Source organism: Allobosea sp. (assembly GCF_035999205.1).
Taxonomy (GTDB): Bacteria; Pseudomonadota; Alphaproteobacteria; order Rhizobiales; family Beijerinckiaceae; genus Allobosea.
In genome coordinates, this window is record NZ_DASYHA010000017.1 from 20,023 (window position 1) to 42,299 (window position 22,277).

19 protein-coding genes are annotated in these 22,277 nt (G+C 60.6%); 9 read left to right on the plus strand and 10 right to left on the minus strand.

Annotation, left to right across the window (positions count from 1 at the left end):
- Window positions 1-120 precede the first annotated feature (120 nt).
- Window positions 121-1,683: a hypothetical protein gene (locus VGN82_RS05805; RefSeq protein WP_327526051.1), complete on the minus strand. Its 1,563-nt coding sequence runs from the start codon at window positions 1,681-1,683 to the stop codon at window positions 121-123.
- A 610-nt stretch (window positions 1,684-2,293) separates the two neighbouring features.
- On the minus strand, window positions 2,294-2,596 hold the full coding sequence (locus tag VGN82_RS05810) for a hypothetical protein (RefSeq protein ID WP_327526052.1): 303 nt from the start codon (window positions 2,594-2,596) through the stop codon (window positions 2,294-2,296).
- 1,309 nt (window positions 2,597-3,905) lie between these two features.
- Here VGN82_RS05810 and VGN82_RS05815 point away from each other — a divergent pair.
- The gene (locus VGN82_RS05815; protein WP_327526053.1) at window positions 3,906-4,493 is read left to right on the plus strand and encodes a thermonuclease family protein; all 588 of its coding nucleotides are present in this window, start codon (window positions 3,906-3,908) and stop codon (window positions 4,491-4,493) included.
- Window positions 4,494-4,540: 47 nt separating this feature from the next.
- Here VGN82_RS05815 and VGN82_RS05820 read toward each other — a convergent pair whose 3' ends face one another.
- From VGN82_RS05820 to VGN82_RS05830, 3 genes are all read right to left on the minus strand, one after another.
- On the minus strand, window positions 4,541-4,960 hold the full coding sequence (locus tag VGN82_RS05820) for a DUF3597 domain-containing protein (protein WP_327526054.1): 420 nt from the start codon (window positions 4,958-4,960) through the stop codon (window positions 4,541-4,543).
- A gap of 136 nt (window positions 4,961-5,096) precedes the next feature.
- Entirely contained in the window at window positions 5,097-6,407 is a 1,311-nt protein-coding gene (locus VGN82_RS05825) for a type II toxin-antitoxin system HipA family toxin (protein WP_327526055.1), read from the minus strand.
- Window positions 6,407-6,658 carry a helix-turn-helix transcriptional regulator gene (locus VGN82_RS05830; RefSeq protein ID WP_327526056.1) on the minus strand — a complete coding sequence of 84 codons (252 nt, stop codon included), beginning with the start codon at window positions 6,656-6,658 and terminating at the stop codon, window positions 6,407-6,409. Before VGN82_RS05830 ends, VGN82_RS05825 begins: the two co-directional genes overlap by 1 nt.
- 312 nt (window positions 6,659-6,970) lie before the next feature.
- Here VGN82_RS05830 and VGN82_RS05835 point away from each other — a divergent pair, with 312 nt between their 5' ends.
- Window positions 6,971-10,015 (plus strand): MobA/MobL family protein, encoded by a 3,045-nt coding sequence (locus tag VGN82_RS05835; RefSeq protein ID WP_327526057.1) that lies wholly within the window; start codon window positions 6,971-6,973, stop codon window positions 10,013-10,015.
- Window positions 10,016-10,570: 555 nt separating this feature from the next.
- Here VGN82_RS05835 and VGN82_RS05840 read toward each other — a convergent pair.
- The 3 genes from VGN82_RS05840 to VGN82_RS05850 all read right to left on the minus strand — a co-directional run bounded on the left by VGN82_RS05840 (window position 10,571) and on the right by VGN82_RS05850 (window position 13,644).
- On the minus strand, window positions 10,571-11,434 hold the full coding sequence (locus VGN82_RS05840) for a metallophosphoesterase (RefSeq protein ID WP_327526058.1): 864 nt from the start codon (window positions 11,432-11,434) through the stop codon (window positions 10,571-10,573).
- Window positions 11,416-12,840: an HAD family hydrolase gene (locus tag VGN82_RS05845; RefSeq protein ID WP_327526059.1), complete on the minus strand. Its 1,425-nt coding sequence runs from the start codon at window positions 12,838-12,840 to the stop codon at window positions 11,416-11,418. The genes VGN82_RS05840 and VGN82_RS05845 overlap by 19 nt, the downstream gene beginning before the upstream one ends.
- A 177-nt stretch (window positions 12,841-13,017) precedes the next feature.
- Window positions 13,018-13,644, minus strand: a complete 627-nt coding sequence (locus VGN82_RS05850) for an HAD family hydrolase (protein WP_327526060.1) — start codon at window positions 13,642-13,644, stop codon at window positions 13,018-13,020.
- A 370-nt stretch (window positions 13,645-14,014) separates the two neighbouring features.
- On the opposite strand from VGN82_RS05850, the gene VGN82_RS05855 reads away from it, so the two are divergent.
- Complete coding sequence (locus tag VGN82_RS05855) at window positions 14,015-14,233, plus strand: helix-turn-helix domain-containing protein (protein ID WP_327526061.1); 219 nt, start codon at window positions 14,015-14,017, stop codon at window positions 14,231-14,233.
- Between the two features lie 533 nt (window positions 14,234-14,766).
- On the opposite strand, the gene VGN82_RS05860 is transcribed toward VGN82_RS05855, so the two are convergent.
- Window positions 14,767-15,591, minus strand: coding sequence for an IS3 family transposase (locus VGN82_RS05860; RefSeq protein ID WP_327526096.1), 825 nt, complete (start codon window positions 15,589-15,591; stop codon window positions 14,767-14,769).
- Entirely contained in the window at window positions 15,564-15,857 is a 294-nt protein-coding gene (locus tag VGN82_RS05865) for a transposase (protein WP_327526062.1), read from the minus strand. The genes VGN82_RS05860 and VGN82_RS05865 overlap by 28 nt, the downstream gene beginning before the upstream one ends.
- Window positions 15,858-16,398: 541 nt before the next feature.
- On the opposite strand from VGN82_RS05865, the gene repA reads away from it, so the two are divergent.
- The 6 genes from repA (at window position 16,399) to VGN82_RS05895 (ending at window position 21,787) form a co-directional block, all read left to right on the plus strand.
- Entirely contained in the window at window positions 16,399-17,610 is a 1,212-nt protein-coding gene (repA, locus tag VGN82_RS05870) for a plasmid partitioning protein RepA (protein ID WP_327526063.1), read from the plus strand.
- Window positions 17,607-18,626, plus strand: a complete 1,020-nt coding sequence (gene repB / locus VGN82_RS05875) for a plasmid partitioning protein RepB (RefSeq protein ID WP_327526064.1) — start codon at window positions 17,607-17,609, stop codon at window positions 18,624-18,626. The genes repA and repB overlap by 4 nt, the downstream gene beginning before the upstream one ends.
- Before the next feature lie 193 nt (window positions 18,627-18,819).
- On the plus strand, window positions 18,820-20,049 hold the full coding sequence (gene repC, locus VGN82_RS05880) for a plasmid replication protein RepC (RefSeq protein ID WP_327526065.1): 1,230 nt from the start codon (window positions 18,820-18,822) through the stop codon (window positions 20,047-20,049).
- A 449-nt stretch (window positions 20,050-20,498) separates the two neighbouring features.
- On the plus strand, window positions 20,499-20,771 hold the full coding sequence (locus VGN82_RS05885) for a WGR domain-containing protein (protein ID WP_327526066.1): 273 nt from the start codon (window positions 20,499-20,501) through the stop codon (window positions 20,769-20,771).
- Between the two features lie 103 nt (window positions 20,772-20,874).
- A complete protein-coding gene (locus VGN82_RS05890) occupies window positions 20,875-21,147 on the plus strand; it encodes an HU family DNA-binding protein (RefSeq protein ID WP_327526067.1) in 273 nt (90 codons plus the stop codon).
- A gap of 166 nt (window positions 21,148-21,313) precedes the next feature.
- The gene (locus VGN82_RS05895) at window positions 21,314-21,787 is read left to right on the plus strand and encodes a Ros/MucR family transcriptional regulator (protein ID WP_327526068.1); all 474 of its coding nucleotides are present in this window, start codon (window positions 21,314-21,316) and stop codon (window positions 21,785-21,787) included.
- Window positions 21,788-22,277 lie beyond the last annotated feature (490 nt).

Here is a 22,277-nt window from a genome sequence, read left to right on the forward strand (position 1 = left end):
ACGAGGCCCCGACCGATCAGGTGTGCAAACGACTGATCGCGCGCGATGGCAGCCTATGACGCAAAAGGGCGGCACACCTCACGGTGGCTGCCCTTCTTCGGGGCGAATGCCGGAAATCCCTCAGATCTCGATGTCCGCCCAATCGAGGTTGTCGAACTTGCGAACGGCTTCGATCCTGGCCTCAACATCCGCCTCGGCAAAGGACACCAGCTCTTCCGAGCTCGGCGCCTTGTAATCAAAGCGAGGCACGTCGATCAGGATCGCGCCATCGAGAAGAGCCCCGTGCAACTCCTTCGGGTACGCCCACGCAGGAAACCGCTGATGGATGCGGCACTGCCGATCGTTGGCAATATCGTCGCCGGCCCAATTCAACAGGTCGATCCGAGAGAAACCCTCGAACCATTCCATCGCATCGACGACCTTCCGATAGATCACCTGCTCAGAGAGCTTCAGGCGCCCGATGAAACGAAGCTCGTCATTCATCACCCGCACACGAGCAAAGGTCAGGTCGATTTCGCCGCGGGCAAGCCGATCCGCATAATACTCCACCGACCAAAGCCGCCGCTCGATAAACGACCAGACCCGGAAGCGCTGGCGCTCCTCCGTAACTTCGCGCTCGAAATGGCTCCGCCGCTTCCAGAAGAAGGCGCGAGCCGACTTGTTGAAGGCCATCTTCTCGTCGAAGCCCGTTACCGGATAATCGATGCCATTGAAGTACGCCTGCTTCATCCAAGCCTGAAGATCCTCCTCAGACATGCCCCGTTCGGGATGTTCCTGGTCGAAAATCGGCTCGTGTCGAGACAGACCAAACCCCTTGAACAAGGCCCGGATCTCTGGCCTCACCTTGCTGGCATCTGCCGGGTCGGTGAAGTCATAGTCATGGCGCTTCGCCCCATTCTGGCCCCGGACCCAATCAGCTTCACACTCGTGATGCTGCTGCCTGTGGGCCAGCAAAAAGGCGCCAAGCACAACCTCTCCATCGGCGGTCAGTTCCTGCCCGCCAACCACCTCGCGCAGAGCCGCAAGCATGCCCTCGCGATGCAGCTCGGACGCCGCCCTTGAATCAAATGCCGGCGCCTCCGGCACTGGCGCCGGGCTCGCGACAATCGCGTTCTCGGTGATCGACACGACCACCTCAGCCGCCGCCACAACCTCCTGCTTCGCCGCAATCGTGTCGACCAGCAGTGCCTGTCCAACGGCCGTCGCAACCTGCGGCGCGACAGACCGGGCAGGGGAGGCGGTCACGGGGGAGACGGTCCCAGAACGCTCACGGGGCTCAGAAGCGCGCGGCCCCCGCTTCGGGAACTGAACTGTCCCCGCACGCAAGCGTCCCGCCGGCGTCTTCGGGCGTGATGGGCGGGGCGGGCGGACATCCTCAGGGCCGTACTTACGCGGGCGACCGCGCCCACGTCGCACCGGCTCACCCGATGTCACCAGGCCGAATTCCACCGCGACCGATGCAGCGACCGCGCTGTCATAGCGCCCGTCAACTGTCGACCGGCGCACGATCTCGATGCGTTTCTGAGACGCCTCAACATCGCGAAGAATGCGAGCGACGACCGCCTCGTACGCTTCGCGCGCCCGCTCGAGAGCCGCCTTTCCATGCACCTCCACGAGCCGCAGATGACGCGCCTCATGAAGCCGCGGAGGCTCCATCCCCCATGTGTATGCGAACCCAGCCATAGCGATTCCCAAACGCGCCGCTCATCCAAAAATCGGCGCTAAATTTAACCGCCATTTTAGCCGACCGCGGGGGACCTCCGTAAGCGGCGTCTGAATTTCTCTGCCTCGAAAATTAGATTCATTCGGCCACGAAAATCGCTGCCCCGGATCAGATCCCGGAATCGACGCCGCGAAACTAAATCTGAATTCTTCCGCCTCGAAAATTGGAATTTCGTGAGCTCGAGACGCGCTGCGGAATCGGCAAAAGTTCTAAATTATATTGCCTCGAAAATTTGGAAATTAAATCGCCGCGGCTCGCTCGCTTGTCTGAATTAGTGTGCCTCGAAAATTAGACAGGAAAATTCCCGCCTATCCCGCCGTGACGAACCCAAGTCTGAATTATGTCGCCTCGTTTTTCGGAGGCGAATTCGCAGCGTCCTCAGAACGATAGAGGCAAGTGAGGCGCATTATCGTGCGATCGTGCCTCTGCAGATCCCGCGCGAGAATGCGCTGCGCGAGGCGCGAAAATTCGGAATCGCACCCGATCCGGTTCCATAATCTTCCTTATGCGAATCAAATCCAGAGGCGAAAACGCATCATCTGGTATGTCGAGCGCTGCTCGATACCCTACCTATTGATTCTCGGTCCGGAACCGCACCCAGCGCTTGTCCTGCGAAACACAGCCCGGCCTGGTCGACGGCCCTCTTGTTGGCGTTTTCCGCGGAAATCCCTGCTCTTCGAGCCATAAACGGACGATTTCCTGCCCGACGAAGCCCAAACCGATCACGACCTCGAGGCGCAAACCCACGATGTCCTGCGGGCGCGGATGCCAGCCTTTCGACCGCGGCAGCTCGTCAGTGAGCGCATGCCATAAGGCATTGAGAAGCCTGCTCTCCTGGTTCCGGTTGAGGCAGTAGCTCCGCAGGTCAGCCATGGCATCCTCCCAGGAGTGAGCCTAGCGCCGGCAGCGGACGGCTTGAAGCCAGTTTCGCGTCCGACACGATCGCGGCCAATGCCGTAGTTTCGGTTATCACCTGACTGCTTAAGCCATTGAATTTGTTGGGTCGACGTACCTGCGCCCTGACCGCTTCGCGCCTCCCTCAGCGTGACAGATCGATGCTCCTTCAGGCCCAGTACCCTAGCTGAGCTCCCCGCTATGACCGCGGCGACCGGCGATCGACGCCATCGAGGCCGCATCCCGTAGTTTTGGTTTACATCACGCCGTCCCCGCGTACCGCCTGGAATCCCCTTGAATCAGCGAGAATGACCTGAAAATGCGCCAAATCGGGCGCCTACGCTTCAATTTTGTGGATCGGCTAAAACCCCGCGGCCGCTATCGACCAGGCCGCTCTCGAGGACAATTCCGCCGGCGGCATCTGCGGGCTGAAGCACTAGCAGCTGCCGCCGGCGTTCCCCACCAAGGACGAGGCTCCCATAGACGGGCTTAAAGACCCCACGGAGCCTCCCTCCCCCGAAGACCAGGCCCTGTCCAGGGCGGACGCTCCCAGGCCGCTCCTGGACGCCTGAGAAGCCCCCGACAAGGACGGGCATAACCCCGGCAATTGCGCAGCCTCGAAGCGGCTGACCCCATCAATGACAGGCCCGAAAACGGGCCTCATCTCCCAAATAAAAAATAGGCTCAATACCGCAGTTTTTATGCAGGCCTTCGCCAGCACAAAAACTGCTAGGTGCCTTCGCACCGATTGAGGTCTCCGACAGTCCCTGGACCGCACCCTTTTCCCCTCTCCCGACCTTGATGCATGCCTGCGCACGCCAGCCCGGGCCTTCGCCCGGTCACGGTTTGGGTTCGGTGGTCGAAGACCGGCCCTTCGGCCGCCTTCTGTTGGTGGTCCAGCGCCTTCGCGCCGAGGGGACTTGGAGACGAGACTGACCTAGATTCTAAGGCAGAGAAATTCGTGGATCACACGCCCCTCAGGCGGCTTTGGAACAGGCTGCCCTCGCCTACGCCGATCAGCCTGCCGTGATCCCTCTGGCGCCTTCGCGCCAGCGATTTTCTCTGCCTTAGGTGTCGCCCTCTGCGGGCTCCAGGACCGGTCAGGTGCGGCGGCCTTCGCCGGCGCATGTTGCTGCTGCTCGAGGGATCAGAGGCTAGCGCCTAGGGGCCCATTAACCAGGGCCCTTCTCTCACTAAAGGTTCGGCTCTCCGATCCCTCAAACCGTACAGCCTGCCTTTGCTGAGCCTTAGGAGATGCTTGGCACTCTACAGGGCAAGGAGGGCTGCCATGGGTATCCGACGTGACCTTGCCGGCATGACCACTTCCCAGTGGGGGCTGCTCTGCGGCTGCGTCTTCGTGATCGCGATGGGCGCCGGCCTCGGTGTCCTGACGCCCAAGCCTCAGCGACAGGCGGAGATCGTCTCTGCTTTCCGTTCGCCCCTTCAGGCGAGCTCGCCCTCTCCGCCCGAGGTCGTGGTGATCAGGGCGGGCCGATCCTCAGCTCCGACACCGACAACCTCGGTCACAACGCCCTTTCCGATCTGCGGCCGCGGCGCGTCGGACTGCGTGATCGATGGCGACACCTTCCAGTACCGCGGCGACAAGATCCGAATTGCCGATATCGACGCGCCTGAAACGGGTGGTGCCAAGTGCGCCAGCGAGCGTGCCCTCGGCGATCGCGCCAAGCACCGGCTGGCGGAACTCCTCTCTGCCGGCGACTTCACCCTCGCCGGATACGGCAGTCGGGACCGGGACCAATACGGACGCGCCCTGAGGGTGGTCTATCAGGACGGGCGGTCCCTTGGTGCGGTCCTGGTCTCGGAGGGGCTTGCGCGCCCCTGGGAAGGCCGCAGGCGGCCGTGGTGCATCACCTGAAGCGGCCGACGGGCTCAGCGCGCAGTCCCTTCCTCAGGGACTCTAGGTCAGTCCAGCAGATCGGCTGGGACCTTGCCGCCGTTCTCGGCAAGCTTCTTGATGACGGCCTTGTGCAACCAGATATTCATCGCGGCGGAATCGTTCGTATCGCCCGTGTAACCAAGCTCATGGGCCAGCTCTTTCCTGGCCGCTAGGCTGCTGTCAATCTTCAACGCCTTAAGCAGGTCGACGATCGAGGTCTTCCATTTGAGCTGCTGTCCGCTTGCCTTCACCGCGGCATCGAGGATCGGTCCCACGTCCACCGCTGGTGCAGGGGCCGCGGCTGCGGTGGCTGCTGTCGCTTCGGCAATCGTCGCACCAGCAGGCGCAGCACCAGGAGAAACCGAAGCGGCCGTTCCAGCTGGGGCCATCGTTGCAGCTTTAGCCTCGCCGAAGATTGCCTTCTTGATGGAATCGAAAATGCCCATCTGAGTTCTCCCATCGAACTGATCGCAGAGCGGCGCGCTCGGCGGAACGAGAACGTCCCGTTTCGGGCCGAGTTCCTGGCGGATCTTGGAACGGCCTCGGAAACGCTCGAACGCTGCGAGGACCGGTAGTTGGTCGCTACTGGGCTCTCAGCGAGCGCAGGCGCTGAATAACTGCGTTCTTCACCGAGATATGGATGGCTTCGGGAACCCCCCTGGGGAGGCCCCCTTCGATGTTGGCGAGCGCGGCCTCGGCGGTAGCGGCGAGTTGTTCGATGGAGTCTTGGACGAGCTTTTTCGGCATGTTGGCAGCTTCGCACGTCTGCAGGAAATGTCGGCCTTGCACCTCGGCGATCCGGTAGTGGTTTCTTGTTCCGACCGACATCGCAAGCTTCATCTGCTTGCGCTGGATTTGGCCAGTATCGAGGCTGGGTTGCGCCGTGAGCACGTCGTAGAGGGGCGTCAGGTGATAGCGACCACCGGGCGCAAGGAAGATGCTGAAATTCTTCGCGTGGCCATCGGTTGCACCAATCAGCCAGAAGAAGATCTGTGCCTTGAGCAGGGTCGCCTGGTCGGTGGCGGGCGTATCGCTGCCTTTGAGCAGATCAAGAAGGTTCGCCAGGCCGGGGCCGCCGTCGCTTTGATATTTTCGCGTCGGCGGAACTGACAGAGCCTGGCAGCAGTCCTCCTGCGGCAGGCGGAGCAGTCGGCCATCCTTCGTCCATCGCCGATCGAAGCGCTCAATTACGAGCGCCTTCGTATTGCCGAAAGCGACAATCTCGGCGTGGTTCACGGGCAGGCCGAAGGCGTTGGCGAGTTTCAGGCAGTAGTATTCATTCTCGACACTGTTCGAGAGATCTATGCCTCCCGGCAGCTCCCCGATCTGTGTCTTGAAAATGTGGGTCGTCGGAGTCGTACCGTGCGGTTTGAGCCACTTGCCGCCGTGGGACAGCAACGCAGTTTTCTCCTGCGCTCCTGCGACGGAGATCCGGAAGTCATCGTCGCGCGTGAGGCCGAGCGGAGCCTGGGCGAGGCCCTTGAGGAGCTTCTCTATCGCTTCGTCGTCGACGACGTCGCCGGAGATGACGTGACCATCGCCATGGCGAGCATCATCGTCGGCGACGAATTGCAGAGCACCGACACAGTCCCTGCCGATGGCTGCGAGCAAGCTATAGGCGTCGGTACCGGCCGCGCCGACCTTTTCCGCCACACGGCGGCGAAGCACGTCGGAATCGGGAAGGAGGTTGTCGAAGACAGCCATGACAGCTGCGCCGCGAAAGGCGTCCTCGCGTAGCGGCAGCGAGAGCGATACAGGCAGGGCATGCTCCCATCCGAGCCAGTTTGGATCGTAGCGAAAGTCAATGGCACCGCTGGCTGCTCTATGGAGATGTCCAACAAGGCGGTTATTCAGCTGCACGCGCAGCGGCTTGTAGCGGGCACGCCTTGGCATCAAAAAATGTCCTCGAGATCGTCCGCAGTGCCTTTCATGCGCGGGGCTATCCGGAACTCGAGCGCCAAGGCAGCCAACACAGCGAGAATGGTCTCGACCTTGGCTGCCGGATGGCCGGTCTCAATCAGCGAGATCGTCTCCTGACGCAGGCCTGCCTGCTCGCCGAGCTGCGACTGGCTGAGCCCTCGCAGCTTGCGAGCTCGGCGGATGAGGTTGCCGATCTGGCTTGGCGTACGGGCGAGGTCGGTCATTGGTCACTCCAGCCTCATTATGCGTCGAATCCGATAATTGATCAATATCGGACTTGACGCATACTGTCCAATTATGTGCCGAAGCTCATAAAATAGAAATATCTGATCTGGCACATAGAAGGGGATTGGTGGCGGCTTTCGAACTCAATCAATCGTCGGTGCTATGAAAATGGCGCACTCGCATTCGAGCACCCGGGCCTGGTTCAAGATTGCGTCAGGGGAGTTGGCCTCAAACACCTTCGATCGAAATTCTGGAACAGATTCAAAGACGCCGTTATAGTAAGATATATTTTGCAACAATTTGAATATAAAATGAGTGATCCACGATCTCCGCCCCATTTCACTGTGACCGCTCTCGATCAGCTCTCAGGAGCAATCCGCAATTCAAAGGAGTTCGGAGCCACCGGCCAGCTGAAAAGCATGGACCCAAGGCGCGCCGGTGCGTTCGCAGCAACCCCTCGCTCGGCCGGTAAGCGGAACGCCATTCAATTGCGCGCCGGCGACTTTCGGGTGAGCACCCAGTCCGCTCACCCCAATATGGTGTTCGCCTACGATAATCCCGGCGTGCGTTTCGGAGATCGAACCAGGTCGACCAGCCGGCCGATCTCGAAGGATGGAGCGACCTCCTTCCATTTCTCGCATAGCTATATGTCCAAGACCTCGCCGATCCACAATTTGATCCGCGAGTTCAATGGCGGCCGCGCCCATTCAAATTCCAAGGCGGGAGACCATCTCGAATATATTGAGCGCGATGGCGCTGCCGAGGAACTCGGCCGGCGCAAGCGCTACGACGGGATGGACATCTTCCTGGATAATTTCGACGCCATCGAAGATATGGTCGCAAAGAGATCATCTCAGGAGCAGCAGGATTATCTGGAGCGCGCCGGCGCCGCCGAGAAGCTCGAGCTCCGCAACATCCGAGACGACGAGATCGACGCTCTCCGAACCGCATCGTTCGGTACGATCGGCGCTACCATCGAGGAGCGTCATCACTTCTGGCGCGAGGTCGAAAAGCTTGAGGCCGATCCGCGAGGCGACAAGGTCCAGTTGCTGATCAATGGCGATCAAGCCATCTGGAGGCTCGCGCTCGCGAACCTCAAATCAGCTCCCGAGCCATTGCGGAAGGCACTCGAAACCCGAGCCGCAGGACCCGTGCCCGAGGTGCTCACCCTCGACAAGGTGCCGACGCCGAAGGCGTTCGCCATCTACAAGTGGGTGTACGGAATCGACCAGAATTTCTCGATCGAGATCGAACCTGGCCGCGGCGGACGGGTGCAGAACCGCATCATTGCGGAGCTGCCCCACGAGCTCGACCCCCACGAGCGCATCACCATCGTGCGCGACTTCACGAACAAGCTCACCGAGAAGGGGCTCCCCTTCTGGGCGGTGATCCACGCTCCGGATGAAAACAATGACCGGCGCAATTACCACGTCCACATCGTCTATTACGACCGACCGGCTGCCAAAATGCCGGATCCCCAGAGTCCCATGAAGCTCATTTGGGATTTCGAGCCGACGGCGACGATCAAATATGGGAGCCGAAATACGCGTTTGGTCCGCCCTTTCGCTCAAAACAAGCTTCGCGAAGCCAGCGACCAAAAATGGATCAAGGACCTCCGCACCCATTGGGAGAAGGTCTCGAACGCAGCCCTGGAGGAGGCAGGGCTGAAGAAGCGTTACGACGCCCGCACCTACAAGGAAATGGGCATCTCGCTCGAGCCGTTGAAACACATTCCATCAAAGACCTTCAACAAGGAGCGGAAGGGCGAACTCACCCCCGACGGCGTATCGCTTGCTCGCCGCCAGTGGGACGTCATCCTTGAAAACGTGGTCTCGGAGAATTTCCGCAGCACGGCGCTGCGCCGGCGGAACGTCACCCGCAACGCCGAGCGCGTTGAGCGCCTGATCACCAGGATGAATCCGAACAAGGCCCTCGCAATCCGCGAGGTGCAGCGCATTGCGAAGATCGCCGACAAGTATGCGGTGCTGCTCGGCATGGCAGAGCTCTGCCAGGATATCACGCGCGTGGTCATCGACCGCGTCGCCTCCCGCGCGAAGCTCGTGTTCCACTCTGCCTTCGGCGACACTGGCAAAAAGCCGAGAGGGCGGCCGCGCAAAAACCCGCTGCCGATCGCGAGCGCAAAACACCTGCCTTCCGACGCCGAGGAGGCGCGCCTCTTCCTGAAGACGATCATACCCGAGGGCCAGCGGCTCGACAGGCGGAACCGCGAGGAATTGAATCAGGTCCGCGGACACTTGGCCCTCTTGTCGCGGCGCCTCGAGCAATTCGAGAAGAATCCCACAGCCCATCCACGCGACCGGCGCGAACCGGCTTACGTCGACCTCGATAAGTTCGACCCGACACCCGCCGAGATTGCACGTCGTCGCGAAGAGGCCATCCAGCGGGTCCAGGAATCCATGGCAGCGTTGGCTCAGCGCAATCTGTCCGAGGCTCTGAAGGCCGCTTTGAACGAAGCTGCGCCCCCGTCTGCGCCGCAGACCCACGCACCTGTCCCGGAACCTAAACCGGAGGCCCCACCCACCGAGCAGAAGCCGGCCCCAGCTTCTACCCCATCGGCTCCAGCGACCGGGCCGGGCAGCCGCCCGGCCTATCTCGATGAGAAAAATCCAAAAGGGACGCGTTTCCGGTACGAGCCCTTCTCTTATCGGCCCGACCGTCCGCAGAAGACAAACTCGCACCGTGGCACCGGCTTCAATACCACGGTAACGCAGACGCCTGATGCAACACCCCTGTCCCCGCCTGAGGCCAGGCAGGCTTCAGGCGGCGCCGTACCTGCGCCCCCAGCCGCTCCGAAGCAGGCGCGCTCGGCGTCGAACCCGCAGGAATCGACAGTCGCAAGCCAGACAAAGAGTATCCCTGTTGATCCGGCTCCTACGCCTGCCAGAGTCATGCCAGATTCAAAACCACTCGTCGCGCCTACTAGTGGGATTAACGTGCCAACTCAACGGCAGGAGCCGACCGCAGCGAAAGACGTGGCCAACAGCAAGGAACCAAGCACGGCGATGCCTGCCGTGCCCTCACAGGCGGCAGCCGAGCGTGCGGGAGGCGAGCCGCGCTGGTCTGTTACCCTCACGCAAAAGCCAGTTTTGCCGGCGCGGTTGATCCAAGGGATGATGATGCAGGGGACGGAACCTGAGCGCGTGAAGATCTTGGATAGCGGACTTGAATCTGGCCGCTATGTCGCAACAAGCCCAACCGAGAAGGGCGACCAGCGAAAGGGGCTGGCCGCCAATGCTGATCAAGCACCTATCCAATCCGACCTTCCACCGAAACCACTGCAAGGCAGGAAGGGCAGAAAGAAGGGCTTCTCCCGCGATGACGGCTACGAACGGTAGTAGGGTAGTTCGAAACCGCGTCCCTCGCGGGCGCAAATTTGAGATCCCTCACCAACCTTGCTGTCGACTTCATCGACGACGCACTCCACTAAGCGAGAGCAGTACATTCCCCCTCCCCTCCCCTCCCCTTTCCCGCGAGCTGCATACGAAGTCACATTGCGGACGAATGGAGCGCCCGGCGCCGTGCCCTCTCCATAAGCGCGCGATAGTCGCTCTCAGGGCAGGATCCGGACACAGCGCCCCTCGACGAAACAAGCGAAGAACACGACCTGCGAGTCCTGCTCGCTCCAGAACTCAATGTCCCCATTCCAAGCCAGAGGGGGCCCGTCCGTGGGGCAGTCGGTAGCAGCAACGTGATGAGCTGGCTCACCCGGCCGGCTTGGGTATGTGAGGACTGGCTCGACGGGGCCGAAAAGGCGCCCGTCTGCTGTAACTCGATAGAGATCGTTGAAAACGCCGTCGAAGGCGCGGGTGCAGAAGATGGTTTCCGGACCGAGTGTGGTTTCCGGCAAAGGCATCTCGCAAAAGAGAAGGTCGTATCCACCCATCGTCTGATTAAACCTCAACGATGCAGAGGGGATCGAACCAGGGATTCTCGCGATCGCCGTGGAGGTTCGGATAGCCAGCCTGATTGGCCAGGACGCGCGTCGGGCCGACCCGATAGTCATGCGATCCGTGATCATGGCCGTGGACCCAGAGTTCCGGCTGGTGCTCCTCGATCAGGGAGCTGAGGTCGGAGACGAAGGCCGGCGACAGCGCGCTCCCCTGGTGTCTCGCCTGGACCGATTGCGGGTGTGGCGCGTGGTGGGTGATCACTACGGTTGGCCCGTCATGCGGCTTCGCGAGTTCGCCACGGATGAAGGCGAGGTCGAGGCGGTGCTCAGCCGCAGCGTGCCATGGCATGAAGCGGCTATAGTGGCCGCCCTCCTCCCGATAGCGAATAAGCCGGTGATCGTTCAGCTCCTGTCCGGCGAAAACCATCGACGGTTTGGGCGTTCCGAGCAGACGGTAGTCCGTCCAAAGCGTGCAGCCGACGAAGCGGGCCTGCCCGATGATCGCGGTCCGCCGCTGCAACAGATGGATGCCGACTTCGTCAGCGAGCTCGCTTCCGGCGGCCAGGCTGCCTTTCATCTCGCTCCTGTAGAACTCGTGGTTGCCCGCGACATAGACGATCTCTCGACCCCGGAGGGGTCCATTCTCTCGCTGCTCCGCCATCCATTTGAGCGCGGCAACGATCGGCTGGTGCATGTCGCCAGCAAAGACCGCGACATCGAAATCCGGCATCGGCTCGGCAAACGCGAACGGGCCGAATTCGAGATGCACGTCGGAAATCACCAGAAGGCGCATGAGCCCCCTCCCCTTCGGGTCAAATGGTTTGCTTGCGGCGATGGAAGCTGGCGTCAGCGGCGCGCTACGCACGACATGATGCCACGCGCTGTGATCCAGGTGAGCCTCGGGTTTTCAGGCCGCAGTGCTGCCTGCGCTGCCTTGGCAAGCTCCGCCCAGTCGATCTCAGTCCCTTCGGTAATCCGGATCAGGAGCGCCTCGTCAGTCTCAGTGAGAAACGCGCAAAGCAGCTGCTTCAGCACGTGATCGTCACTCTCCATGACAGCGGACGGAGTACGCAGGGCGTGCAGCAGCTGGTTCCGATTGTACCTGGTGATCGTGTTGAAGTTGACGTTTGACAGCCCGGCATCGAGCGCCTCCTCCGGCGAATGCGGCAGACGAACGCGCGGCTCTCGGCTGAACTCAGCGAGCGGATCAAGTAGCTCGACAATTGCGCTCGGCGTCGCTGGCGCAGGCCCTTGTGCGAGCGCAGCCTGGAACTCGTCGATACGCATCGCGAACAAACCGGCGCGCTGCGGTCCGAGCACGTCTTCCTCGAGACGGTCGCCGACGAACAGAACATGCTCCGGCTCCTGTCGGAGCTCAGTGCAAACCCGTCGATAGATGTCGGCTTGCGGCTTCAGCAAGCCGACCTGGAAGGATAGGACGAGCGCATCCGGGACGCGCGGAAGGCAGCCCAGCAAAGCGTGTTCATATGGCGACGCAAGGTTTGAGCAAACCCCCACACGCACTCCAATGCGGCGAAGCCCCGCCCAGAGGAGCTCTATGCCTTGCCTTAGCCGAGTCGATGCGAGTTCCGCTGCCAGCCCGGCCTCGAGCGCGGCGACGCGTTCCTCGTCAGGAGCGAAGGAAATGTCACGAGCCAGATCCCGCAGACTGGTCGGTGTGGTCAGCGCTCTGGTCACGAGGTCAGGGTGGGGGTTATCGCCCAGCAGCGCCCTGAACGGTCGACGTTTGTCGCGAATGTCGACGAGCGTTCCGAACCCGTCGAAGCAGACCGCCCGGATCTGCGGGCGAGCATCGTCCCAGATAATCTGCTGCTCCGCGACTGGCGATAGTTCCGGATCGATCTCGATCGGCAGAGCTCCACCCTGCCGGATGTCCATGGCGTAGAGTCGGACCGCGAGTTGGTCATCGAGTGAGCCACGGAGGAGTTCGAGCGGCGCCCTCCCTTCGAAGGGCGCCGCCTTGCGTGCCCGGACCAACCAAGCCCGCTCTTGATCCGCTGATACAAAGAGTTGCTTCAGTTCCGCGAAGACGCCCAGGATCGCTGAGATGCGCATGAGTACGTCGGTTTCGAGCACGAGCGGTCCGTGCGAGCGTGCGATGCTTGCCCACTCGTCAAATTGCTGCTCGTCGCAATCCAAAAGCGCGAGCCGGTCGGCCGGCGACAATTGCCACCGGTCGGCGATGTTCAGGAATGTGCGAAGTACTGGTGCGCTCACGCGAGCGCGTTCTTCGAAATTCGGATCTAACATTCTAGTCTCGCATTGAGACGCTGCAGTTGCGGCATCGATCCAGCAACTCTCTGGTTGCTGTCGTGGGCCTTTGGATCAAATTGAAGGGGGCCAATCCCAGACGAGCGTTGGAATTCCCGGTTCGGCGCATGCTGCCAGCGGCGAGCTCTGAGCGAGATCAAGCAGGCGCCCGGCGGGTCATGCTGCCTTCGCATTGGAAATGCGAGCGAAGAGGTTGATGATTTGCTTGGGGGCGAAGATCGAAGGCCACGATGAGAAAGACGTCTCGAATTCGCTGATCGGCATTGCAAGAGCGCCGGCAGCGACAGGACCGACCAAATCTTCGTCGATGTGATTGCCAACAAACAGAATTTCCGAAATCCGCAGGTCAAGCCGCGAGGCCATCAACCGGTAGATCTCCTTGTGAGGCTTCATCAGCCCGACACGATAGGAGAGCACCAAGCCATCTGGCTGGCTCGGTAGCGCGGCCAATGTCGGTTGTGCATAGGGCAGAGCCAGATTTGAGCACACTCCGATTTGGAGCTGAGCTCGCCGCAAAGTTGCCCAGATCGACTTCATGCCTGGTCGTAGCTTTAGCGAGGCGCACTCAACATTGAGATCCGCTTCCCATCTCGAAATTGTATCCTCGCTGGGCTGCGGCTTGAGGTGTTGACCGAGATCTCTCACCCCCAAGGGCTGGGTCAACGCCCGCACGGCGATTGCATCGTACTCATTGTCGATGAGTTTGCGGTAAGGATGCCGCTTATCGGTGATTTCCAAAACGGTTCCAAAAATACCGAAGCATATTGCGCGAATCTTAGCCACGTTCAAATCAATCCAAATGAGGTCGTCGGCGATGTTTTGAGCGTTCAGTTTTGAATAACTGTACCTAATAACAAGCTCTATAAACCAAGATCGAACGGGGTGCGGTTTTCGACCGGCAAATAATTTGTTATAATGGTACGGTGCGTTGAGCAATGGATGACGAAATACAGAAATTGCTTCTATTTCACTTCGGATGAGGTGAAGAATGTCTTCAAATCTGGGAGCCCCTTGCGCATTCGTTTTTCGCCTCGCGGTTCGCGCCGAGTGGTCCCCAAGCTCATTCGATAATGTGCTATATACGGCAACGCTCTATAATGCAACGCGATAAAACGCGTCGCATCAAACGGCACGCTGGCTCTACCAGTGGGCAATGGATATTCGTTCAATTATTGGAGCCAACGCGCGTGCCTTACGGCTAGCCAAAGGCCTAACCCAGGCGCAGGTTGCCTCACGCCTTGGCATCGACCGTGCCCACGTGAGCGCACTTGAAATGGGCCAACGCAATCCAACAGCTGTGAGTCTTTGGGAGATTGCGCAAGCTCTTGAAGCAACCGTCGGCGACCTCGTCGCTGAGCCACCACGAGAATAGCCCGATCCCTCAGCCAATAGGGCAGGCTTACGTACGGAGCTCATCCCGACGCATATCGCCGTGGAGCCCTTTCCCGAAAGCTCGCGCATGAACTTTGATCGCCGCGAGGCGGGTATTGTTGATCACGGTGATCGCACATCACTGAACCGAGTTAAATTAGGACGAAAATCTTAGATCGCGAACATCCCCCTCCCCATCTACTCGCCCGTCAAAGTGATCTTTGGTCCGTGGCAGTGTCGCCGTTACAACGGCTGCCAACTTTCCAACCATTGATGGGCACCCGCTGCAGCGCCGCATCCTGAGCCGATCTGCAAGGTCTTGCTGATCGCCCTGGCAGGCTACCATGAGCACGTCGCCAGGCGGATCGATCCGCGGCGGCTATCGGCTCGGGCGAAGCGGGACCTGGAACTGAAGCCGCAGATGAAGCGCGTGTTCGGCGAAAACTTCGAGGTCTATGGCGCGCAAGGTCTGGGGCCAGATGTTGCGCGAGGGGCTCGGCATTGCCTGGAGTGCGCCCCTGCTGGTGGACAGGATCAGGCTGCGGTTTTGACCGTGAGCCGGGCGTGTTGATCCTCGAACTGCTGCGGGCTGAGATAGCCGAGCGCGGAGTGCAGTCGGCTGGCGTTGTAGACGTGATCGATGAAGCGTGGAAGGTCGACAGCGACGTCCTCGAAGGTCTCGTAGGCCATGGGATAGACGGCCTCGACCTTGAGCGTCTTCATGAAGCTCTCGGCCTTTGCGTTGTCGTACGGGTTGCCGCGGCGGCCCATCGATCCGACGAGACCATGTTCGGCGAGAGCCTGCCGATAGCGTCCCGCCGCGTATTGCGACCCACGGTCCGTGTGATGGACGCAGCCGGGCAGCGGCTTTCGGCTTTCGATGGCGGAGCGCAGGGCAGCGAGCGTCAGCCTGACGTCGATCGAACGGCCGATGGCATAACCGACAACCCTGCGCGACCAGGCGTCGAGGATGACGGCAACGTAGACGAAGCCGGCGGTGACCGCGACATAGGTGATGTCGGCCACCCAGAGCTGGTTCGGCCCGTCCGGGATCATGCCCCTTGCCAGGTTCGGAAAGATCGGCAGGTCATGATCGCCATCGGTCGTGGCGACATAGCGCTTGCGCCGGCGGGGTTGCAGATCATGGTCCCGCATCAGGCGTCGGACCTTCTTGTGGTTCACGGCAAAACCGCGATGGCGCAGCGCCGCCTGCATCCGGCGATAGCCATAGGCTTCGAAGCTCTGGGAAATCGCGGCCATCGTCTCGACGAGCGCGGTGTCGTCGATGCTCATGGCCGGCCTGTCATAATAGGTCGAGCGCGCGATCCCCATCAGACGACATCCTTCGGCGACGGGGATGCCGCGGGGCCGGTGACGACGGACGTAGTCGCGCTTCTCGGCCGCGGTCCGTGCTTCAGAGCCCCCTTTAGGAACTCGATCTCCAGAGCTTGCCTGCCAACCAGCCGCTCCAGCGCAGCGATCCGCGCCTCGTAGGCTTCGATCGCATCAGCGGCGGCCGACTCGTCGTCGAAGGCACCGGCCTCAAACTTCTGGATCCAGATGCGGATCAGGTTGCGCGAAAGGTCATGTCGACGGGCGAGGCTATGGAGCGTCTCGCCGGCCATGTAATCTGCGCCACCTGGCGCTTGAACTCGATGCTGTGAGTGCGGTGTCTGGCCATGGGCTTTCATCCTTCGAAAGCCCGGCTCTCCGGTCAATTGCTCACCGTCACGCTGTCCGCCTCAAGGGGCGCACTCCATGCCGGATAGGCCATTCAGACCAAAATGGTCACCGGGCTCAGGGTTCCTATACGGATGCATTTTCTGCGGTTCTCACGGGCATTGATGCTCCGAAGCCGAAGTATGTTGCGACAATGCCCGTACGGATCAGTCAGGGCACTTTGCAGTGACGCAGGGGATTCCGAAAATTAGCCGCGGCTAAATCACATGTCGCTAACCATGGCCGCGCATTTCCGAGCGGCTGCCGCGCAAAATTAGCCGCGGCTAATTTTTGGTTATCCAGATAGTCAGAATTCGCCGGCTAGAAGTAAACGCCCGTTAACTCTAATTCTGTTGCCAGAATCATCGAATCGGACATAGTCAAACCAGTTGCGGAAAAAATCGCAATCCCGCGAAAAAACCGCAGCTGCACTGGCGATTCGAACCCGTGATTACAAACGCTGCCAAACCAGCCGAAGTCGTAGAAGGACTGAAGTCGCTCATTCAGAGCCAGTCCGCGATGTTGGCTGCTCAGCTTCAGGCGCACCATCAAACAACGTTTCCACCGAACGCCCAAAAGGGAATCCGCAATCTATCGCCGTCGGAGGTGGCAAAGCTCATTGGCGTGACGGAGGGCTATCTCCGTCAGGTCGCGTCTGAGCTTCCAGACCTGAGCAATATGTCTCCGGGTGGCCGCCGATCCTATTCAGTCGAGTCCATTCATGAGATTCGCAAGCTCCTCGATGCCGGAGCTCGGGGGCACCGTCGATACCTGCCCTGGCGGTCGAAGGATGAGCCCCTTCAGGTCGTTAGTGTCATGAATTTCAAGGGCGGCTCAGGAAAAACCACGACAACGGCACACCTGGCGCAGTTCCTAGCCTTGAGGGGTTATCGCGTTTTGGCGATCGATTTGGACCCACAAGCCAGTCTTTCGGCATTGTTTGGGCATCAGCCCGAGCTGGACGTTGGCGCGAACGAGACGCTCTACGGTGCAATCAGGTACGACGAGCACCGTCGGTCTATCGCAGAGATCGTCCGCTCAACCTACATTCCGGATCTCCACCTGATCCCGGGAAATCTCGAACTGATGGAGTTCGAACACGACACGCCTAAAGCGTTGATGCGTCGCGCTCCCGGGGACACCATGTTCTTTGCCCGAATTGGCCAGGCGCTTTCAGAAATTCAAGATGCCTACGATGTCGTGGTGATCGACTGCCCGCCGCAACTCGGCTTCCTTACTATGTCCGCGCTGACGGCCGCGACTTCGGTCCTCATCACGGTGCATCCACAGATGCTTGACGTCATGTCGATGAACCAATTTCTGGCAATGACTGGCGACCTTCTCGAGGAGATTAGCAAGGCCGGCGCATCGTCGAACTATCTCTGGATGAAGTACCTAATCACGCGCTTCGAGCCGAGTGACGGCCCACAGAATCAGATGGTGGCCTTCCTGAGATCAATTTTCGGGGACCACGTCCTGAATCATCCAATGCTCAAGAGCACTGCAATCTCCGACGCCGGATTGACGAACCAAACCATATTCGAAGTCGAGCGTAACCAATTCACTCGCGCGACCTACGACCGCGCGTTGGAGTCGGTCGAGAACGTCAATGGTGAGATCGAAACGATGATTCGCAAGTCATGGGGGAGGGCGGCGTGAGCCGAAAGATTTTCGCCGACCTTCCTGCGCCAGGTACGCAACCGGCGGACTCTGCCTCGATACCCCGCCGGCAGGCCATGCGTCCGCTTATGGCCGCTTTGGATAATGAAGCGCAGGGGGGCGGTCCGCGATCGCCTGTTGGTGCACTGGGGCAGTCGCTTGGAGAAATGAGCGAGCGGACCAAGCGCGCGGAGGAGATCGAGCGCCTTCTATCCGCAGGGCAAACGATTGTGGATCTCGATGTAGCTAGTATCGAGCCATCCTTCGTCCCAGATCGCATGCAGATCGATGACGAAGCTTTCAAGACCTTCGTTCAGTCGATAAAGGCGGAGGGGCAGCAGGTCCCAATCTTGGTGCGCCCGCACCCCGAGAAGCCCGACAAGTATCAAATCGCCTTTGGCCATCGCCGCTGGCGAGCGGCAAAGGCACTTGAGCGGCCCATCAAAGCTGTTGTTAGGATTCTGACTGACCAAGAGCTTGTCATCGCTCAGGGCCAGGAAAACAATGAGCGACAGGATCTGTCGTATATCGAGAAGGCATTATTCGCGCGTCGGCTGGATCGGCAATTTTCCCGCGACGTCATCACTTCTGCCCTAGCTGTTTACAGCAGCGATCTCTCAAACATGTTGTCTGTCGCTAACCGCGTACCTGACGACTTGATTGAAAGCGTCGGACCGGCTCATTCGGTCGGCCGGCGCAGCTGGATGGCGCTGGCAAATCTCCTCACGGAAAAGCCAAATGTGGAGAAGGCGCGTAAGCTGTCTTCGGAAGCATCGTTCAAGGAGTTGCCGTCGAAGGAGAGATTTGAAGCCCTTCTCAAGGGCATCTCGGAATATTCTCCGACCGGTAGCGAGACCGTGCCCGTCTCACACGCCGGCCGCGAGATCGGACGCCTTTCCGAAACGAAGCAGCGCGTCACGCTTACGGTCGACCGCAAAGCATCGCCGGAGTTCGCCGCTTTCGTTTTGAGTGAATTGCCTCGCTTGTTCGAACTGCATCTCAAGCAGGAAGGCTAGGCGACCAGGACTGCCCGCAACCAGGAGCTATTTCACGCAAAAGAAAAAGGCCCCCGAAACGAGTTCCGGAAGCCCTTCTCTGTCTTCAGCAAACTGAGAATCGCACTTCCTCGAATCACCGTCAAGAGTCTCGTGAGAGACTAAGCGTCGTTTCGGCGAGCGGACTTCTTTTGCCTCAGGGAAGGCAAAGGGAATGGTATCAAGATTGTCGACGACGCCTTTTGGGCGGCGAACGCTGACGCTTGCGCATGTCGCAAGCCAGGCGAACGCGAAAGAACGCCCGCCTGAGAAGGCGGTCCACAAGTGGAAGATCTTCCGGGCGATCTGCACGGCGAAGACGCGCATCGGCGTGACCGAGCGCGCCTTGTCCGTGCTCGACGCCTTGCTGTCGTTCCACCCGGAGACCGTGCTGACGGGCGAGGGGCTGGTTGTTTTTCCCTCCAACCAGCAGCTCTGCCTGCGGGCGCACGGCATGCCGCCGGCGACGCTGCGGCGACACCTGGGCGTCCTGGTCGATTGCGGTCTGATCATCCGGCGCGACAGTCCCAACGGCAAGCGCTATGCGCGCAAGGACGGGGCAGGGGAGATCGAGATCGCCTTCGGTTTCGACCTGTCGCCTCTGGTGGCCCGGGCTGACGAACTCGAGGCCTGGGCCGACGAGGTGGAACGCGAGGAGCGCGCGCTCAGGCTCGTCCGCGAGAAGATCACCATCTGCCGGCGCGATATCGCCAAGATGATCGCCACGGGGTTGGAAGAAGGCGTTCCGACGCGGATCTCAGGGCAGGGCCCAGCTGACTGGACCGAGGTGCATGAACTCTACCGAGGCATTGCCGGCCGGATTCCGCGCACCGCAACACGGCAGGCGCTGGAGCCTCTCGCCGAGGAACTGGCGCTGCTCGCTGACGAAATCCTCATGCTGTTGGAAACACACATTAAAACTCAGAATCTGAGCGGCACAGAGTCTCATTCTGAGCGCCACATACAGAATTCAAAACCAGACTCTCTTACTGATCTTGAACCTGCCTCCACAGAGAGCAGGGGGGAGGTCGTCGCATTCACTCCGGAACCCGGGCGGATGCCAGATCGGTCGTATCCTCTCGGGATGGTGCTCGAGGCGTGCCCAGACATCATCGACTACGTCCGCGGCGGGGTTTCGAACTGGCGCGACCTTCAGGCCGCGGCAGCTGTAGTGCGGCCAATTCTCGGTATCAGCCCCAGCGCCTGGTTTGAGGCGCAAAGAGCCATGGGCGAGGGCGATGCGGCGATTGTGGTTGCGGCGATCCTGCAGCGAAGTGATGCGATCAGCAGTGCGGGCGGCTATCTGCGGGGCCTGACTAGGAAAGCGGAAGCGGGTGAATTTTCGCTTGGACCGATGCTCATGGCGTTGATCAACAGCCGCAAGCGCGACAAGCAGCGGGCCTGATCAAGCAGTACCGTGTCCGGATCTGGCTGTAGTTCGTATGCAGAAGGGCCTGTTCGTCGCGGTACGATTTCACTATCGAGGCGGCGTCGCACGACCAACCATGTTTTGAGGGATCAGCGTGTTCAAGATTAAGGCCGTCATTCGAGGCGGGAAGGTGAGCCAGGGCGCAACGAATGCGACCGAGGCTCTGCAGCGCTACCGTGAACTTCAATCGCGGCCGGGCGTGACATCCTGCTCGGTGATGAGGAACGGCGTCCTGATTGGACACGCCGAGCTCTTGAGTGCGGCAACGGTGGAGGGGTTGAGAGCTCAGTCGGGGTTGTAGTCACGGCCGTTGGTGATCGATCGGTTTGAAAGCCCGATCGCGGTCAATCGCATCACGGATGTGAATCGTTGCGAGCTGATCGATTCAAGCTTTGCGTTGGACCGGTGTCGTCGAGGCGGGCGAAATGTCCGGCATGGACAGCGCGCGCGACACCGACCCTGGCAAACTGCAGATGCTCGTGCTCGAGCGCCGGGATGAGGCCTGCAACATGGCCCGGTTCTATGTGCTCGCGATCGAGCCGACGCTCTTCGGCGATTCCGCTCTGGTGCGAGAGTGGGGGCGGATCGGGGCTCGCGGCCAACGCCGCCTCGAGCTCCATCCCGATCACGTTGCGGCGGCAGAAGCCCTCGAGGTCTGGCTGACCCGCAAAGCCCGTCGCGGCTACCGATTCCGCTAAGGTGCGCGGGCAGGGGAGGGGCGCGGATAAACCGCAAAATCTTTGCTCTTTCGCGCAATTCGGCTAAGCGGGGCGCCCTTTCCAGAAATCAGCGAGATTTTCGATGACCAAGAACGAACTCATTGCGGCCGTCGCCGAAGCCACCGGCAAGACCAAGGCCGATGTCAGTGCCGTCCTAGCCTCGCTCGCCGAGGTTGCCACGAAGGCGTTGAAGGACGGCAGCGACGTCACCCTTGGCGGCATCGGCAAGCTCTCGGCTGCAACGCGTGAAGCACGCCAGGCGCGCAATCCCTCAACCGGCGCAATGATCGACGTCCCCGCAAAGACCGTCGTCAAGTTCAAAGTCGCCAAGGATCTGGCGGATACCGTCGCCTGATCAAGACGATTCAATTGAGGTGCAGTTCTGGACGCGATCGGCGTCTCGGATTTGCACCTCTTTTGCTCATGGCAATGTCGAAATCAGATAGACTTCGCGAGACGGCATCGATAATTCTGGAGTTGAGGGGCCAAATTCAGAAAAATCCTCCAACCCGGAGAGCAAAATGTCCGAAAACGAAAACAAAACAGAACTTCTCGACCTGACCACCTCGATCGTTGCCGCTTATGTCGCCAACAACAGCGTTCCATCTTCTGATTTGGTTGGGCTGATTTCCAGCACCTACGCTGCGCTTTCAGGTCTGGCCTCCGGTGCTGCCGCTATTGCCGAACCGGTTGCTGCGCTGGTGCCTGCCGTCCCGATCCGGAAATCGGTTACGCCGGACGCGATCATCTGCCTGGAAGACGGCAAGAAGTTTAAATCGCTGAAGCGCCACCTGCGCACCGCCTATGACCTGAGCCCGGAGCAGTACCGCCAGAAATGGGGCCTGCCGGTCGACTATCCGATGGTCGCTCCCGCTTACGCCGAGGCGCGCTCGGCGCTTGCCAAGTCGATGGGACTGGGGCGCAAGGCTGGGGTGGCCGCCGACAAGAAGTCCGGGCCGCGGGCGAAAGCCCCCCGGGCAAAGGTCCCGGCGTAAACTTCCAGATTGGATCGCGGGGGCTCGCGCTCCCGCGATTTTGTCGATTTGCCTGGGAAAGCAGTACGGGCGCCGCATTCCGACATTTCAGTTTGAGGAAAACGTGCTTAGCATGCTCTAGGGGCTAGTAGAGCCGGGGCGTTTCGTGAGTAGCGATCGAATTGAGCTTGCAGTCGAGGCGGCGGCGCGAGCGCTTCACGACTCCGTCCGCCGCCAGCATCAGCTGCGCTGGGAATTGATGACCGAGGATTGGCGCCGGGATTTGCGGGCCTATGTCCGACCCTGCGTTCTGGCGACCCTGAAGGTCGCCGACGCCAGCATTCAGCAACCAAGCCGGCCGACGCTGGGCTCGCGGACCCCTCTGAGGGGGGCCGGACAGCGTTAGCGCTCGGCAGCGGTCTGACGCGCGGTACAAAAAGGGGAGCCGCCGTGCTGGTGGCCCTTTCTGACGGCTGAGCTGCGCCGCGGAGGGCCGCCTCCAGCGTTTTAT